This window comes from Gemelliphila asaccharolytica (assembly GCF_001553005.1).
Classification (GTDB): domain Bacteria; phylum Bacillota; class Bacilli; order Staphylococcales; family Gemellaceae; genus Gemelliphila; species Gemelliphila asaccharolytica.
Genome location: NZ_KQ959881.1, coordinates 15,142 through 33,704, shown reverse-complemented (window position 1 = coordinate 33,704; position 18,563 = coordinate 15,142). Strand labels below are relative to the sequence as shown.

The window sequence follows — 18,563 nt, the reverse complement described above, 5'->3', positions numbered from 1 at the left end:
GATTGTCTAAGTAGCCTATTTTGTTTATTATATTTTCTTTTGCTTCTTCCAAAGATTTTTCATTGTTATCTCTATATAAAATTACTGTATCGTATATTGATAAAGTTTTAGTATCTATATCAACAATATTTTTATTTTGTTTAAATTTAAGTTCTGTTAAAGTTTTATCTTTATTAACTTGATATACTTTTTCTACTATTTTATTATCTTTTATTTTTCTATGAATAGCAAAATTACCATCAGCCATTTTTGTAACTTCGCATCTTTTTGGATTTATTAATTTAAATCTATACAAATCAAAGTCTTTATTTTTTAATTTAGCTATGTTAGCTACTTCACTTTTATCTGGATGAATTGTTCTTAATTTTAAATCTTTAAAATTCATTCCTGTAATTGTAGTATTTCCAGTTGAACACACAATTTCTGTATTATGATCATTTTCTGTGCCTTTTTTCACTAAAGTAAGAAATGTTGCATTGCCACAATAAGAATGATTAAACACATATTTACCATCTCCCCACCCTAATGGATGATGTGGTCCTCTTTCTGATTTATCTACAAGTACTAATGGAAAGTTTTCAATTGCATATTTTCCTTCTGGATCTTCTACTCTTACAGAATATTGCACATTTTCTAATAATTCTATTCCAGTTAATGGAACTCCCCACTGATCTTCCTGTAAAGTGGTAGCTGTTACAGTATCATATTCACTTGTAAAAATAAATTTAACTTTGCTATAATCTTGTGGATTATTTTCATCTTGTTTTATTCTAATATAGTCAATATAATATTTTTTATGTATTTGTTCATCTTTTCCCAAATGTCTTACTTCTAAATAGTCTATATTTAATTTAGCGCCTTCAGCATAAGGATTTTTTGTTTTATGTCTTATCGGTAACTTACCTGTCCCATTAGATATAAAATATAATTCACTTACCTCTTTTTTAAAAGGAGTGTCAGCCATTATGAATTTTTTGTTTTTTTCACTTGTAAAAAGTATATAGTCGTCTTTTTCGTAAACTTCAAGTGATGGAATTTTTCCATTAACTGTTTTTACTTCTCCTACTGGTTCAGATTTACTTGTATCATATAAGTCAAAAATCATTTCTTCATCAGCTTTTAAATCCCTTAACAAACCATTTTCATTTACTTTAACTGGTATTTCAGCCATTTTTATTTTCTTATCTGAAAAGCTACAAAGTGTTTCAACACATTCCGTATTAGATATTTTTGTCATAATAAAATCTTTAAAAATTTTATTATCAGAATATACTTTTAATTCCCCTTCAATATTTTTTACTTCTATATTAACAATATCCATTGAATAATCAGAGTCCTTTTGTAAAGAAACTTGATATTTACTTCCTTCTAGTAAGTTGAATTTTACTATGCCTTGATTTGATTTATATATTTTTTTATTTCCCAAATTATCTTCAACTTTAAAATTCATTTCTTTTGCTATAGAAATTTTACCACAGCTTCCGCACAAAACGTTAAAGGTGAACTCTTGTTCTTGTTTTACTTTTTGCTTTTTAGTTAAATTTATTGATGATATTTCTTTATTATCCTTTCCTATAAGCTTATAAATAGGAGTTCCAAAATCAGAGGTCCCTTTTACACATTTAAATGAAATATCTTGCATTTCATATTTTTCTTTTGATAATAATTTTAATATATAACTTTTATTTTCTTTTATTTTAAGGTTTAACGCTCCGTTATTATCTACTACTACTTTTTCCTTATTTTTACCATCTGAAATTTCAAACTCTAGTCCCGATAAATTTGAAATATTATCTCCTTGAACTAATAGTACTTTTTCTATTTCTTCTTCATTTGGTTTTGGAGATGGTATTTCTACTCCTTCTTTTTTTTCCACAGTTAAAATATTATCTCCATCTTCACCCTCAAAAGTCCATGTTCCATTCTCTACAGTTACAGGTGTATCACTCATTTGATAATAATTGTTTTCTTCTAATGTTACATTATAAAAACCATCTTTTAATTGTGGCATTTCGGCAACGCCATCAATTGATTGGAATTTTGTAACTTCTTTTAATGGGAAACCATTTTTTACAACAAAATTTAATTCTCCTACTGTTTTAGTACTTTTTTTAGTAACTTTGTCATAAGTTACTGTTGATATTTTAGTTGTTTGTTGTTCTTTTGCTAAAATATTACTTGCTAATGCTGTTGAAAAAATAAGCATTATCGCTAAAAAACTTGCTATAAGTTTTTTTATTTTCATTTTAACTACTCCTTTTCTTTTTTTTCATCTCCCTAATGCTACATTTTTATTATAACAAATGTTTTTTGAAAATGTTAACATTTTTTTATATATTTAAGTCTTTAAACTTTCTTTTTCTAAAGGTAGTATTATGTGTATTAATAGCATACTATAACTTTTACAATATTTTTTTGAAAATTTATTTTTGTAATGTTTTTTTACTTTAATTTTTCAAAAGTATAATTTTATATTAAAGTTAAAATTTTAAATATATTATTTTTGTTAAATGGTTATATTATTTGTTTTTCATATAAAAAATATCAGCTATTAAATTTAATATAGCTGATATTTTAATATTATTATTATTGTTTAAACTTTCATAAAATGTTTTTTCATATTTTTAAACTAAATTAATATTTTATCTTTTATCTACTCTTTTAACAAAAAAATCTCCTAAATATTGAATTACAAATACTATTATTAATATTACTATTGTAGATACAATTGTAACAGTATTATTATTTCTTTGAAATCCATCTAAATACGCTAAATTACCAAGTCCACCTGCTCCTATAACTCCTGCCATTGCAGTAGAACCTACAAGTGCTATAGCTGTTACTGTTAATCCAGATATTAGTGCAGGTTTACTTTCTGGTATTAAAACTTTTGTTATTATAGTTAAATTTTTTGCTCCCATAGCTTTCACAGCTTCTATTACCCCTTTATCTACTTCTCTAAGTGCTATTTCTACTAAACGAGCATAAAATGGAGCTGCTGAAATTATTAACGCGGGAATCGCTGCTTGAACACCTAATATAGTTCCTATTATAGCTTTTGTAAATGGTATTAATAATACTATTAAAATAATAAATGGTATTGCTCTAAAAATATTTACAACTGCTGCTATAATAGCATAAATAGAAATAATTATTTTATTTTTACTATTTGATGTTAAATATAATAATAAACCTAAAATTATTCCTAATATAAATACTGCAATTAGTGATTCAAATGTCATTACTAGGGTTTCTATAGTTTTTTCTGTTATTTTGTCCCAATTTATTCTTGTAAAATCCATATTATAATACCTCCACAGAAATGTTAAATTCTTCTAATTTTTTTATTGATTTTTCTATATTTTCATTTTCACCTATAATTTGTATATATAAAGTTCCTATATTCCCTGTTTTTACTTTATCTATTTTTCCTTGAATTATATTTATAGTTACCGAATTTTCTTTTGCTAAACTACTTACTATAGGTTCATTAAAGTGCTTATCATCAAATGATAATTTTATTATTTTTCCATTAACAAAAGTTTCTTTCCAATTTTTTATACTGCTATCTGCTGATTTTTCTGAAATAAACTCTGTTTGTTTTAAGAATTTTTTTGTTACTTCTTTCTTAGGTTTGTAGAATACATCAAGAACATCGCCTGATTCCACAATTTTTCCTCCATCAATTACTGCAACTTTAGAACAAAGTGTTTTTACAACATTCATTTCGTGTGTAATTAATACTACTGTAATATTTGTTTTATTATGTATCTCATTTATTAACTCCAACACATCGGCTGTAGTTTCTGGGTCTAGTGCACTGGTTGCTTCATCACATAATAATATCTTAGGCTTACCTGCTAATGCTCTAGCTATTCCTACTCTTTGCTTTTGCCCTCCTGAAAGCTGTGAAGGATAATTATTTTTTCTATCTTCTAATCCTACTAATTTTATTAACTCTTCAACTCTTTCTTTCCTTTTATTTTTTTCAATTCCTAATATTTCTAAAGGAAATTCTATGTTTTCTGCTACTGTTCTACTCCAAAGTAAGTTAAAATGTTGAAATACCATTCCTATATTTTGTCTTTTTATTCTTCTTTTTTCTCTACTAATTTTAGAAAAATCATCCCCGTCAATTACTACCTCTCCCTCTGTAGCTAATTCTAATCCGTTTAATAACCTTATCAACGTAGATTTTCCCGCTCCAGAATATCCTATTATTCCATATATGTCGCCTTCTTTAATTTCTAAATTAATTTCTTTTAATGCTTCAACTTTATTATTATATGTTTTTTTTACTTTTTTTAATTCTATTATATTTTTATTTATCTCACCCATAATTTTTTCTCCTTTAAAAATAAAAAATACCCTTATTCTCCAAATGAGAATAAGGGCGTTATATTAAACGCGGTACCACCTTAAATTTTACTTCACTACTAACATAGCTTTACCTATAACGTGGTACTTACGAATAAAGTTTGACCTGCTCACTTTATTAGCATACAAAGACCATATTCATAAACTTCATATTGTGTACTTTCACCTAACTACACTCTCTTTAAATAATTCATTTATTACTCATCAATGTTTTTGCTTTATTTATTGTGATAAAGTATATCATTAGAAAATAAAATTGTCAAGATATTTTTTATTTATTACCACAAATATTATGTTAAATCTTTTCTATATTCTTTTGTAAAAAATAATAAAATTCCTAAAACAAATAATATAATAATTCCATATCCCACATTTGTTTGTTCAAATAAAAAATATTTATTAAAAATTTCTATATTTTTCACTTCAGAAGAACAAAAGTTATTTATGCTATGAAATAAGGTACATAGCCAAATATTCCTTGTTTTCATGTATACATATCCATAAAATATTGCAATAGTTACTACACTAATATATCTAAAAATATTACCATAAATATCTACATTATAATATGAATTCCAAAGAGGAAAATGCCATGTTTCCCATAAAATTCCTAATAATATTATACCTATTCTCTTACCAAATTTATTTTGAAATATATCTTGAAGATACCCCCTCCAAGCATATTCTTCCCCTATGAAAAATATTGACATTACTATAATAACAACAAATATAGAATAGAAAAAATTTTTTATTATATCAAAAGCATTAATGCTTGCGAAAATTTTCATAATAGATACTTCTATTAACATATAAATAAAAATATATTTTAAACAACTTTTATAATTTTTAAAAATATATAGTTCATCTTTTTTGTTTTCACTTGTTATTAAAGCATATAAAAAAGTTCCAACACTAAATATCATTCCTATAGGAACGATCAAACCTTCTGCAAAATTAATAATTATAATATTAAAGAAACTAAATATAATTTTTAAAAAAATATACGATAATATTAATAAAATATAGGCACAAAAACATAATAATAAGGCATAATTTAAGTAATTTAACTTATTTTTTTCATACATATACATCCCTAAAGAAACTCCTGCTCCTGGTAAAACCATCATATAAGATGCTACTTCGTGAGCAGACATAATATTATTATAAGATAATAGATATGCAAATAAATCTGTTAGTATTAAAAATATAAAAAATGTTTTTAATTTTTTTCTTTCTGTTTTCATATACATCCCCTAATTATATATATGCAAAGTGAAAATATTAAACAAATATTTCCACTTTGCTTTTTTAATTTATAAAATATTTACTACTGACATCTTACTTTTATATCTTTATCCATCTCTATATTTCTATTACAGCAAGCTTGAGTCATTCCTGTTGTTGGTTGCACAGTCGATTTACATTTATTTAGCAATGAAAATGTTATTAAAGTAGGTGTTCTTCTTGCTTCTCCTTCTTGTTTTTCTACACTGACCTTTCTTAAATCAAGGTCAAAATCTTCATGTTTCATGATTTAGTCCTCCTTTTTTTTATTAAAATTTTAAATTAATAGCATATCCTTAAATAACATTTCTTCTGTAAAAACTCCTAATAGTGTAAGTATCACTCCTCCTTGTCCTTCTATTAAACCTATATCTTCTTGATAATCCTCCTTCCCTATAAAATTTTTTAATATAGATTTTTTCTATACTCTTTTGTAAAAACAAATGTAAAAAATACTAATGATAAAATTATAGGAAAATATCCAATATTTGTGTTTGTAAATAACACTTCTTTATTTAACTTAGAAATACCTATTGATACAAAATAAATATTTACTAAAAATTGTATAAAAGAACATATCCAAACATTTCTTGTTTTCATATATACATATCCTAAAAATATTCCCATTCCCATAATTATCATTTCATTTAATATTATTCCAAATGTATCCATTTTTAAATATGTATACATTATAGGAAAATGTATTAATTCTATAAGTATACTTAGTAATAATATTCCCAGTATATTTCCATATTTATCTTGAAAGATATCTTGAAGATATCCTCGCCAAGCATATTCTTGCCCTATGTAATAAAGTATCATTGTTAAAATAGAAAATATAGAAATAATTAAGTTAAATATTACATCTTGATAATTTATTGATAAAAATAATGATATTATCAACATAAATAATATTGTAATTCCAATATACCTAATTCCTTTTTTAAAATTCTTAAAGATATTCAATTTATTATTTTTATCATAACTTGTTATTAATAAATATATTATTATACTAATACTAGATATAGAAACTACTATTTGAAATAAATTAATTAAAAAGTTATTAATTTCAATACCTAAATATCCAAACAATATATAAGTTACCATTATCAAACTCAAAATAATAAATGTTCCTATTAATATATAATTCAAATAATTTAATTTGTTTTTTTCATACCTGTATATAGCCATTGATACACAAGCTCCTGGTATAACCATTATATAGCTAACTATTAAATTTTCTGAAACTAATCCACTAATCATTGATAAATATGCAAATAAATTTATTAATATTAAAAATATAAAAAATATTTTTAATTTTTTTCTATGTATATTCATAATTTTACCTCTCTGCATATAAAATAATAAAAAATATTTACTACTGACATCTTACTTTTATATCTTTATCCATCTCTATATTTCTATTACAGCAAGCTTGAGTCATTCCTGTTGTTGGTTGTACTATAGATTCACGACATTTAATTGTAGATATAGGAATAAAAGGAATTGTTCTTCTTGCTTCTATTTCTTGTTTTTCTACACTGACCTTTCTTAAATCAAGGTCAAAATCTTCATGTTTCATGATTTAGTCCTCCTTTTTTTTATTAAAATTTTAAATTAATAGCATATCCTTAAATAACATTTCTTCTGTAAAAACTCCTAATAGTGTAAGTATCACTCCTCCTTGTCCTTCTATTAAACCTATATCTTCTTGATAATCCTCCTTCCCTATAAAATTTTCTTTTTCTAATTTAAATATTGCTTCTATATTTTGATTTAATTTATTTAAAAACCTTTTATCTTTTGTTTCTTTATATGATACTAATTGTATTGCTATAACACCTGCATATCCATGACATATATATGGACACTCTAATTTATAGTCATCTATAGGTCTACTTATTATTTTTATTAATTCTTCCTTGTACTTATTATATTTTAATTTATCTTGAATATTTTTATAAACAATCATTAACCCTCTAACTATGCCAATATTACCATAGCACCAACTACAAATATCTTTCCCTTTATAAGTTTCGCTAACATAATCTTCATATGAAAGTTGCATAGGATATGATAAAACATCATTATTATTTTCTACTTTTTCATAAAGTTTAATTAATTTATCTATTACATGTTTTATTTTTTTATTACCATTTTTTTTAAATACTTCCGATAATACAATTATTGAAGATATTATTCCATGAGCCAATCCAAAATTTACATGACCGTAAGGTTGTGTTATTTTTTCAATTTTTTGGAACTGGTTTTTACCTTCTATATGAAAATTTATTATATTTTTACCTCTATATTTTTTTTCATCTGCCAAACTAATTAAATATTCACTTATACTATCTATTAAAATTAAATTTTTAGATTGTACATTTAATAAATATCTTAAAAAACCAGAACAGCCCGATATTAAATCATAATATGAAAAAACTAAACTCCTTTTTTTTACCTCTTCTAAAAAATATGTTATTTCTCTTTCGCTTTGTATTTGAAAATATTTTAGAAAATTTTTTATCTTCATATTTGCAATATCTTTTAATTTATATAATGAATAACTAAATAATAATACTCCATCTAGTATTCCCCTTAAATTTTCGCTTGTTCCTTGATATATCAGAGTCTTTTTATACTCCAATATCTTAATAATATTTTCTTTGATTTTTTCTTCTATATCCTTAAAATTTTCACTATCTAATAAATTTACCAAAAAATAGAAATATGATTCAATATTTAAGTCATCAAAATTAGAATTCTCAAAAATATTTAAAAAATTTTCTACACTTTCATTTAGATATAAAATAATTTCTTTTTTTGTTTTGTCTGATAAAACATTTAGAATTTCATTGTTTTTCATAATCAATTAATCCTCTTCTAATAAGCTCATTAATGTTTTTTATACTATATTTTATTAAAAATAAATATTTTTCTTCTAAATTATTTTTTCCTTTTAGTCTGTTGCAGAACATATGAACTAGCGAAAAAATTATTTGTTCTTTATTATTTTTATTTTTAATCTTAGAAAAAATTTTTTCTAGTATATATTTTTCAGTTTGTAATAATAATTTTAAATTTTTTGAATAATTATTTTTTTCAAAAATTATATTTAAAATCTTATTATTAATTTCTTTTTCTCTTCTGAAAAAATATTTTTTTAAATCTTTATCCTCTGAAACTCTATAATTTAACAAATTTTCTAATTCTTTTAAATCACGTGAAAATACATTTAATATTTGTATAATACCTAAAAAATACGCATCTTCCTCGTTAAAATCTATATTATTTTGATTTAATAAATCACTAACTATAGATGAATTTACAAAAAATTGTTTTTCACACATTCCTATTATACTTTTTCCACCATATCTAATAACTTCCCTTCTATAAGTATCAAAAACTATTTTTTTTATTAGTTTTTTCTCTTTTAAATCATCAGCCCACAAAAGAATATTATTTAATGAATGCAAAGCTCTTTTCTCATCAGAAAATTTAAACCTTATTCTTAAATGTCCTCCTATTTCATCACTATATCTAATAAAAAAACAATTTTTTTCTTTTAATTTATCTTTTAATTTTTCTAAATAACTAGTTATTATCTCATCTTCTCTAGAGTTACACCCATATAATTTAAAGTACACCCATCCATTTTTTAGTAGCCTGTATTCTATATTTTCTTCATCTTCTAATATTTGATGCAATTTATCTGAAATATCTTTATTTTCTCTTTTTTTATAAAAACTAATATTATACTCTGATATATTTTTATTATTTTCTTTTAAATAACATTTTTCGAGTTCTTCAAAAATTAAAGAATCTACTTTTAAATATTCTTTATATACTAAATTAAGATAATAATCTTTACTTAAATTTACTCTTAGTCTATTGTCAAATCTTACTAAATAAATTTCATTAGGCATACCGTATATTTTTTTGTTTTTTACAATATCTTCCTTAAATTTATCAAAAGATATTTTTCTTATATCATTTGAATTAAATACCCATTTTTTATTAGCTACTATGATATCATTTATATTAATTCTTGGAATATATTTATATTTTTCATATTTTCTAAACTCTCCTATTCTTAATTCTGGAAAATATTCACTATCATCACTGAGTGCTTTCAATAATCTTAATAAAGGAGAACATAATTCTATATTTAAAGCATTATCACATACAAATTTTATTTTTTTATTATATTTAAAAGATTTAACATAAGTATTATTATTACTGTCAATTCCTACATATAAGTCATCTATAGTTATCTCTTTGAAATTATTATTTAAAGTAGTCCCTATTACTAAAGAATATTCATAATTTCCAGTTTTATTAATAATATTATTAGTTTTTAAATTTTTTCCTTGTTCTCTTAACTCTACAAGTAAAAAATCTCTATATACTTCTTTTTCTTCAATATATATATCATTATATTTTGCTATCATTTTTTCATCTAAACAACTACTAAATCTTTGTATAGTTGCACCACATTTAGATGAACCTATTGCAGATCCTATATATATTTTTGGTAAACTTTTTTTACTTTCTGAAATAATAGTTATTAAATCTAACGTTTTACTATAATCTACTTTTTTAATTACATTTCTAAAATCTTCATTTTTAAAGTTAACTTCTTCTTTACCACTAATAATAGCTTTAAAAATTTTAGAATCAATTATAGAATTAATTTCGTTTTCATAATCTAAATCTATTTTATAATCTTCATTAACATACTCTAAGCCATTAAATAAATTTTTATCTATTATTTTTATAAATGAAACTTCTTCTAAATCTCCATACTCATCCAAAAATTTTTCTTTAAATTTGTTTAATTTACTACCTTTTATAGAGATTTTATTGATTAACTCTAGAAAATCACATAATCTTTCTCCTATTTTTTTATCTAATGTATTTTCATAACAACTAATTCCATTATTTATAGATATATACCCATTAGAAAATGATAATTTCTTCATTTCACTCTCAATTTCTTCTAATAAAATTAAAGAGTTTTCTTTTTTTAAATCATTTATAAAATTATTTATCTTTGTTAAAACAACATATTCTTCTTTTAAGTACTCTATATTTTCTAATTCATTAATTAGGTATTCTATTTCATTTGTACAATATGTAGGTATTTTTATATTAGAATATATAATTTCCTGTTCTAATAAAAATATTATTAGATTCTTTATATCTATTTCTTCAATATTTGGATATTCCTTTTCTAAAATAATTTTTATTTTAGAATAAGATAAAAAAACACTTACTTCTTTTTCTAATAATTTTATTAAGTTTGTATATTTTATACTTATTTCTTGTACACTTTTATCCTTAACGTTTTTATCATCTTTTGATACAAAAGGTATTTTGTATCTATTCCCACTTTGATATGCTATAGAATTTAACTTAAATTTCAACTTATAAAATATCTTTTTTTCTAAACTATAAGTAACATTCTCAATCCACTCTCTATCAATAATTACATCAATAATATCACTATTAAAAATTAACTTATTTTGGCTTGAAAAATTACCTATAGATACTTTTGAAAAATACCCATAAGGTGTAGACCTAGTTGTAGCTCTTATGAAATATTTTAATAAAGAAGAAATAAATGATTTATATTTTTTATTAGATTTTGGTTTATTCTTATAACTATAATACATAGTTGGACTTGATATAAACAAAGCTTTTTGAAAAAACATATCAAGATATTTATTACTTTGTATATACTCATAAATATCTAAAGAATCTTGTTTTTCAAAATCAAATAAATATTTTATAGGTACTGATGTAGTTCTATTCATGAAATAATTATAATACTTATATTTACCCATAATTTTACTCTCCTTTATTTTTGAAGGTTATATAACATTGAATACAATCCATTTTTTATAACTAAATCTTTATGTGTACCTTCTTCTTCAATAGTTCCATTATTTAATACTAAAATTCTATCCATATCATTCACTATATTTTTAAATTTATGAATAACTATAATCCCTATTTTGTTTTTTAAAATATCTTTATACATTAAATTTAATCTATAGTCTGAAATACTATCTAGTGCAGAATTAGGTTCATCTAATATTATTACATTAGATTTTTTTAAAAAAGCTCTCGAAATCGCTATCTTTTGCCACTCTCCCAAAGAAATTTGTTTCCCATTATCAAACCAATATCCTATTTGACTATCTAATTTTTTTTCTGTTCTATTTACTAATGATAATAGATCAAATTTTTCTAATACATTATACAATTTCAAATCATTAGTTTTATTTTCTAAATCACCATATGATATATTTTCTCTAAATGTTCCCTCATATTTTATAAAATCTTGAAATAAACTAGAAACATATTTCATATAAGAACTTTTTTTTATATTTTTAAGTTCTATTCCATCAATATATACATGTCCTTCATAATCATCATATAACCCTAATAAAATTTTAATTAAAGTAGTTTTTCCACTACCATTTCTCCCAACTACAAGAATATTCTTATTTTTTTCTACTTTTATGTTTATATTTTTTAAAGTATATTCTTTATTTTTTTTGTATTTATAACTTAAATTTATACATTCAATTTTTTCTATTTTTTCTATTTCTAATAATTCTTCTTCATTTACCTCTTCTAAATCAAAAAAGTAAATCAATTGTCCCATAAAAAGACTTTCCTTATTTAAAAAAGCAAATGATTGTAAAATTTCCGTTAATTTCATCTTACTCTTAGTTACAGAATTCATATACATTAATACATTTCCTATTAAAATTAAACCTAAAAATCCATAACTGATTATTTTGTAAAAAATAAATCCGTCTATAATAACTTCTATCAAAGTTATCCCTCCAAAAAATAACATTTTTTTTCTGGCAATTGAAACATCTTGTAAATTAAACTCTTCATTATATTTTTTATATTTTTTTATAAAATATGGAAATAAATTATATAATTTTATTTCTTTGAAAAAATCTCCATATGTTAAAAGATATTGAAAATACCAAGCTTTTCTCTCTTTATTTGTTCTTTCTGTTATTATATTAAAACTTAATATATTTAATTTTTTAGTAATGATATATTTCACACAAGGAATTATTAATATTATTATCACTATCCAAAATTTAAAGAAAAGAATAATGCTAACAAATGAAATAAAAGAAATAATATTAGATATAATTATTCCAAAATTTTCTATATAACTTATTATTTTACCTTCAGATTCATTTTTTGCTCTATTTATAACGTCATATATTTCACTATTTTCAAAATCTTTCAATTTTAAATTTGAAATTTTTTCTACCACTTTTTCTTTTATCATTAAATTAAACGATAAATTAAATTTCATTTTATAATACTCTATAAAATTATTAAAAAAACTTTCAAAAAACTCAAGCAAAACATATAGTAATAGATAGAAAAAAATTATTTTATTACTTAACTGTAAATTATTGATTATCTTTTGTGTTAATATTGTATATATTGCAGGAGAAACCCCTCCAATAACCATTGTAAAAATAGCTATTATAATATATTTTACATCAAAAGATACTATATTTTTTATTGCCCATAATAAATTTTTAAAAACTTTTATTTCCATATTTTTATAACAAATTCATCTCTAAAATTTTAATGTTTTTTATATACTAATACGCTTATATACATTATATATTGCCTCTTGTTATATGTCAAGTTTTTTTATATTTCTTATATATTATATTTTATTTTTAATGCTTAAAATCTATTTTGATATGCTTTTTTGATTATTTATTTCGTGTGCGTATATAAATATATTCCGTTTTTTAATTTTATAATTAATATCTTTTATTTTTATTATAATACAAAATAATTTTATTAAAAACGCTTCAAAATACCTTTTGAAAAGCAATTTTAAAGCGTTTTTTTTTGATTTCTTTTTTTATTTTAATAAATATTTTATAAATTAATTTGATCTTCACATGCTAATAGTGTATTATGCATTAACATTGTTATAGTCATAGGCCCTACTCCACCAGGTACAGGCGATATATATTTTACTTTTTCTTTTACATTTAAAAAATCTACATCTCCTACTAGTTTCCCATCTTTGTAATTATTTCCAACATCTATAATTGTTGCATTATTTTTATAGACATAGTCAGTAGTTAAAAAGTGTGCTTTCCCTACACAACTTACTATTATATCTGCTTCAGCTACTAGTTCTTTTAAATTCGTTGTTTTTGAATGTGCTATTGTTACCGTAGCATTTTTGTTAAGAAGTAAGCTTGCTACTGGTTTTCCTACAATATTACTTCTTCCTATTACTAATGCATTTTTCCCTTCTATATCTTCTTTTGTACTTTCTATTAATTTTATTATGCCTAAAGGTGTGCAAGGTATCAATGTAGCTATTCCTAAATTTAATTTTCCTACATTTATTGGATTAAATCCATCTACATCTTTTTCAGGAGATATTTTTTCTAGTACTTTCATTGCATTAATATGTTTTGGAAGTGGTAATTGAACTAGAATACCATGAATATTTTTATCATTATTTAATTTATCTATTTCTTCTAGTAATATTTCTCCTTTTATATTTTCTTCAAATTCTCTTATAATTGAATTTATTTCGTTTTGCATGCAAGCTTTGTGTTTTGAATTTACATAGCTTCTTGATGCTTTATTATCTCCTACTATAATTACGCATATGGTTGGTATTATGCTTTTTTGTCTCAGTAATAGTGCTTTTTCTTTTATATTTTCTCTAATTTTTTTTGCTATCTTTTTTCCATCAATTATATTAATCATTTTCCTACCTTAAATTTATTTTTTTATTTTTAATTTGGATATATTTTCGGTTCCATTTAAAATTCTTATTATATTTGTTCTATGCATATATATAACTAATATACACATTATTACCATTATATATCTATCAAAACCTGTTTCAAACACAAATATATATATTCCACCCAACAAAGCTATCATAATACTTGATAGAGAAACATAGCCTGTTATTAATATGTTTAAACAAAATATTATAAATAAAATGATAGATAAAAATGGATAAAAATATATAAATATTGAAGTTGCTGTTGCTACAGCTTTTCCCCCTTTAAAATTTGCAAAGATAGGAAATATATGCCCTATCATTGCAAAAGCTCCAAAGAGTGTTAAATAACTTATATCTCCTAATACTTTATTTGCTATTAGAAGTGAAACGAAACCTTTAAAACAGTCTAATAAAAATACTAAAATTCCTGCCTTCTTTCCTAAACATCTTATAGTATTAGTCGCTCCTAAATTTCCGCTTCCCATTTGTCTTATATCTTTTTTATAAAATATTTTTCCTATTATTAGTGCAAAAGGTATTGAACCTAATAAATAGGATATAATTATTAATATTACTACTTTCATATAATTACCTTACCTAATTGTTACACCATATTCTATCAGTGAGTTTAATACTTTATCATGAATTTTTAATATTTCTTCTTCTGTTAATGTTTTTTCACTATTATTATAAGATACTGTAATAGCTATAGATTTTTTATTATCAGGTAAACCTTTTCCTTCATATACATCAAATAATGAAACTTCTTTTATTAGATTACTATTTATATTTTTTATTATATCTTTTATATTTTGATAAGTATCATCTTTAGAAATTAGCATTGCTATATCTCTAGTAACTGTAGGATATTTTGAAACTTCTTTATAAATAAATTTATTTTTTACATTTTCTAATATTAAATCTAAATCTATTTCAAAAATATAAGTTTTTTCTATGCCTAATTCTCTCTCATGTGTAGGATGAATTTCTCCTATTATTCCTATTTCTATATCTTTATAAAATATTTTTGCACTTCTTCCAGGATGTAGTAAATCCATATTTATTTTTTTATAAGATATGTCTTTTAAAATATCTAATTTTTTAAATATTAATTCTAAATAACCTTTAGCTGTGAAAAAATCAATCGATTGCTCTTCTTTTAACCATTTTGTTTCTTTTTCTTTTCCTGTTAAGACGGCTGAAATATACATTTTTTCGTCTGGTTGTATATTTTCATTATTTTTCGCAAAAAATACTTTTCCTATTTCCAATAATTTTAAATTTTCATTTTTTCTTGCATAATTATATTGTAATGATTTTAATAATCCTGGTATCAAACTTTGTCTTAAATGAGAATGTCTATTTGACATAGGTAATAATAATTTAACTGTATTATGTCTATTAGCTGTAAATTGCGTTGCTTCTTTTTCAGATAATAGTGAATAATTTATAGTGTCATAGAAACCTAAATTTATATATAAATTTCTCAAATTTTTTATTAATTTTTGTTTATATGTTAATCCTCCTTTTGTAGATTTTGAAAATTTAGGAAGAGTTGAAACTATATTGTCATATCCATAAAGTCTTGCTACTTCTTCAGCAAGATCTTGTTTTATTTTTATGTCACTTCTTCTAGTTGGTACTTCTACAATAAGTTTATCGTCATTTTCTTCTACTTTGAAATTTAATGATAATAATATTTTTCTAATTTCTTCTGTTGTTATATTTATTCCTATATAATTATTTAAATAATTTGAAGTTACTTCTATTTTTTCTTCTTTTAAGTGACTACCTATAGACACTTCTTCTTCTACTATAATATTAGGACAAATTTCTTTTAATAATTCTACCGCTCTGTTTAAAGCTTTTTTCTGTAAATTAGGGTCTATCCCTTTTTCAAATCTTTGTGATGATTCACTTCTAAGATTATGCTGTGATGAGGTTTTTCTTATTGAATCTGCTGAAAAATATGCAGATTCAAACACTATGTTTTTTGTGTTATTAGTAACTTCTGTATTTTCCCCTCCCATAACTCCTGCTATCGCTACTGGTATTTGTGTATCAGTTATTACTAATTCATTATTTTTTAATTCTCTTTCTTTTCCATCAAGTGTTATTATTTTTTCTCCATCGAAAGCTTCTCTTATAAGAATTTTATCTCCCAATTTATCTTTATCAAAAGCATGCATTGGTTGACCATACTCTAACATTACATAATTAGTTATGTCTACAACACTGTTTATTGGTCTTACCCCTGATTTTATAAGTTTCATTTGCAACCAAAGTGGTGAAGGTTCTATTGTTACATTTTTTATAACTTGTCCAAAATATTTTTTACATGAATCACTTTCTGAATTGATTTTTAAATCTGTTTTTTCATATTCTTTTTCTTCAAAAATTTCTTTAAACTTATCTTTTTTATCATATATTGCACATACTTCGTAAAAAATTCCTCTCATACTTAAAGCATCTGCTCTATTAGGAGTTATAGCTATATCTATAATTTTATCGTCTAATCCTAAAAGTTTAACTACGTCCGCTCCTAACTCTTGTTTTTTGTTAAATACAAAAATTCCATTTTGATATTCTTTTGGAACTTGTGAACTATTTATTCCCAATTCTTCTAATGAGCAAAGCATTCCTTGTGATTCTACAGAACGAAGTTTTGCTTTTTTTATCTTAATTTTATTTAACTTGGCTCCTATTTTTGCTACAATTACATATTGTCCTTTTTCTACATTAGGTGCTCCGCATACTATTTGTAACTCTTCTTCACCTACATCTACAGTGCATATACTTAATTTTTCTGCATTAGGATGTTTTTGTTTTTCTTTTACATATCCTACTACTATATTTGATAAATTTTTTGACAAATCTAATACTTCTTCTACTTCTAATCCACTTCTTGTTATTTTTTCTGCTAAATTATATGCATTATCTTCTATATTTATTAATTCTTTTAACCAATTATAGCTTAGTAACATTTTTTTCTCCTTTATTTTTCTTCTACTTCTTTTGAAAATTGTTTTATAAATCTTATATCATTTTCATAAAAAATTCTTATATCTGTTATTCCATATTTTAACATAGCTATTCTTTCAGGCCCTATTCCAAAGGCAAAACCACTATATTTTTCAGAATCTATTCCTGCCATTTTTAAAACATTAGGATGAACCATCCCTGCTCCTAAGACTTCTAACCATTTTTCTTCACCATTATTATCTTCGGTTTCCCATGCTATATCTACTTCTACAGATGGTTCTGTAAATGGGAAAAAGCTTGGTCTTAATCTTATTTTTCTATCTTTTCCAAATAAAGTTTTTATTAAATGTTCTAGAGTCCCTTTTAAATCTGAAAATTTAATATTTTCATCTACTACAAGCCCTTCTATTTGTGTAAATTGATGCGAATGAGTAGAATCATCATTATCTCTTCTATAAACTTTTCCTGGGCATATTATTTTAATAGGGCATTTCCCTTCTGCTTTCAACATTTCTCTAGCTTGAACAGGAGATGTTTGTGTTCTCATCAAAAGTTCTTTGGTTATATAAAAAGAGTCTTGCATATCCCTAGCTGGATGATTTTTAGGTAGATTAAGCATCTCAAAATTAAATTTATCTGTCTCTACTTCTGGACCTTCTGCTACAGAATATCCCATAGATACAAATAATTCTTCTACATCTTCTATGATTTTATTCAGTGGATTTATTCCTCCAAAATCTATATTCCTGCTTGGCAAAGTTATATCTATTTCTTCTTTTTTTAGCTTTTCTTCTACTGATTTTTTTATTAAACTTTCTTTTTTATTTTCTAATTTTTGGTTTATATATTCTTTTATTTCATTAACATTTTTACCAAATGCTGGTCTTTCAGTAGGTTCTAAGGTTTTAGCTTTTTTCATTATTTCTGTAAGCATTCCTTTTTTTCCTAAAAATTTAACTTTTAATTCATATAATTTTTTTTCATCTTTTATTTCTATTATTAATTTTTCAAATTCATTTTTTATTTCTTTTAAGTTCATTTTTTTCTCCTTATATAATAAAATAAATTCGCCTCTACATTATGTAGGGACGAATTATCGTGG

At 23.1% G+C, this 18,563-nt stretch carries 14 protein-coding genes; all 14 read right to left on the bottom strand.

The features are described from left to right. The coding region (locus tag HMPREF1871_RS03745; protein WP_157058058.1) for a hypothetical protein at window positions 1–2,245 on the bottom strand (2,245 nt) is incomplete at its 3' end. A 397-nt stretch (window positions 2,246–2,642) separates the two neighbouring features. Further along, window positions 2,643–3,302, bottom strand: a complete 660-nt coding sequence (locus HMPREF1871_RS03740) for a methionine ABC transporter permease (RefSeq protein ID WP_066130224.1) — start codon at window positions 3,300–3,302, stop codon at window positions 2,643–2,645. 1 nt (window position 3,303) lies between these two features. After that, window positions 3,304–4,317, bottom strand: coding sequence for a methionine ABC transporter ATP-binding protein (locus HMPREF1871_RS03735; RefSeq protein WP_066130229.1), 1,014 nt, complete (start codon window positions 4,315–4,317; stop codon window positions 3,304–3,306). Between the two features lie 350 nt (window positions 4,318–4,667). Next, a complete protein-coding gene (locus HMPREF1871_RS03730) occupies window positions 4,668–5,621 on the bottom strand; it encodes a CPBP family intramembrane glutamic endopeptidase (protein WP_066130222.1) in 954 nt (317 codons plus the stop codon). A gap of 83 nt (window positions 5,622–5,704) precedes the next feature. Further along, complete coding sequence (locus HMPREF1871_RS03725) at window positions 5,705–5,908, bottom strand: hypothetical protein (protein WP_066130220.1); 204 nt, start codon at window positions 5,906–5,908, stop codon at window positions 5,705–5,707. 158 nt (window positions 5,909–6,066) lie between these two features. Continuing rightward, a complete protein-coding gene (locus tag HMPREF1871_RS03720) occupies window positions 6,067–6,999 on the bottom strand; it encodes a CPBP family intramembrane glutamic endopeptidase (protein ID WP_066130218.1) in 933 nt (310 codons plus the stop codon). Between the two features lie 40 nt (window positions 7,000–7,039). After that, the gene (locus HMPREF1871_RS03715) at window positions 7,040–7,243 is read right to left on the bottom strand and encodes a hypothetical protein (RefSeq protein WP_066130216.1); all 204 of its coding nucleotides are present in this window, start codon (window positions 7,241–7,243) and stop codon (window positions 7,040–7,042) included. Between the two features lie 30 nt (window positions 7,244–7,273). After that, window positions 7,274–8,527, bottom strand: coding sequence for a lanthionine synthetase LanC family protein (locus HMPREF1871_RS03710; RefSeq protein ID WP_157058057.1), 1,254 nt, complete (start codon window positions 8,525–8,527; stop codon window positions 7,274–7,276). Then, window positions 8,514–11,507 (bottom strand): lantibiotic dehydratase, encoded by a 2,994-nt coding sequence (locus HMPREF1871_RS03705; RefSeq protein ID WP_066130212.1) that lies wholly within the window; start codon window positions 11,505–11,507, stop codon window positions 8,514–8,516. Before HMPREF1871_RS03705 ends, HMPREF1871_RS03710 begins: the two co-directional genes overlap by 14 nt. 14 nt (window positions 11,508–11,521) lie before the next feature. Next, entirely contained in the window at window positions 11,522–13,267 is a 1,746-nt protein-coding gene (locus tag HMPREF1871_RS03700; protein WP_066130210.1) for an ATP-binding cassette domain-containing protein, read from the bottom strand. A 335-nt stretch (window positions 13,268–13,602) separates the two neighbouring features. After that, window positions 13,603–14,454, bottom strand: coding sequence for a bifunctional 5,10-methylenetetrahydrofolate dehydrogenase/5,10-methenyltetrahydrofolate cyclohydrolase (locus HMPREF1871_RS03695; RefSeq protein WP_198145761.1), 852 nt, complete (start codon window positions 14,452–14,454; stop codon window positions 13,603–13,605). A gap of 15 nt (window positions 14,455–14,469) precedes the next feature. Then, window positions 14,470–15,063, bottom strand: coding sequence for a glycerol-3-phosphate 1-O-acyltransferase PlsY (gene plsY / locus HMPREF1871_RS03690; protein ID WP_066130208.1), 594 nt, complete (start codon window positions 15,061–15,063; stop codon window positions 14,470–14,472). A 9-nt stretch (window positions 15,064–15,072) separates the two neighbouring features. Next, window positions 15,073–17,463, bottom strand: coding sequence for a phenylalanine--tRNA ligase subunit beta (gene pheT / locus HMPREF1871_RS03685; protein WP_066130206.1), 2,391 nt, complete (start codon window positions 17,461–17,463; stop codon window positions 15,073–15,075). An 11-nt stretch (window positions 17,464–17,474) separates the two neighbouring features. Beyond that, the gene (gene pheS / locus HMPREF1871_RS03680; RefSeq protein ID WP_066130204.1) at window positions 17,475–18,500 is read right to left on the bottom strand and encodes a phenylalanine--tRNA ligase subunit alpha; all 1,026 of its coding nucleotides are present in this window, start codon (window positions 18,498–18,500) and stop codon (window positions 17,475–17,477) included. Between the last annotated feature and the right edge of the window lie 63 nt (window positions 18,501–18,563).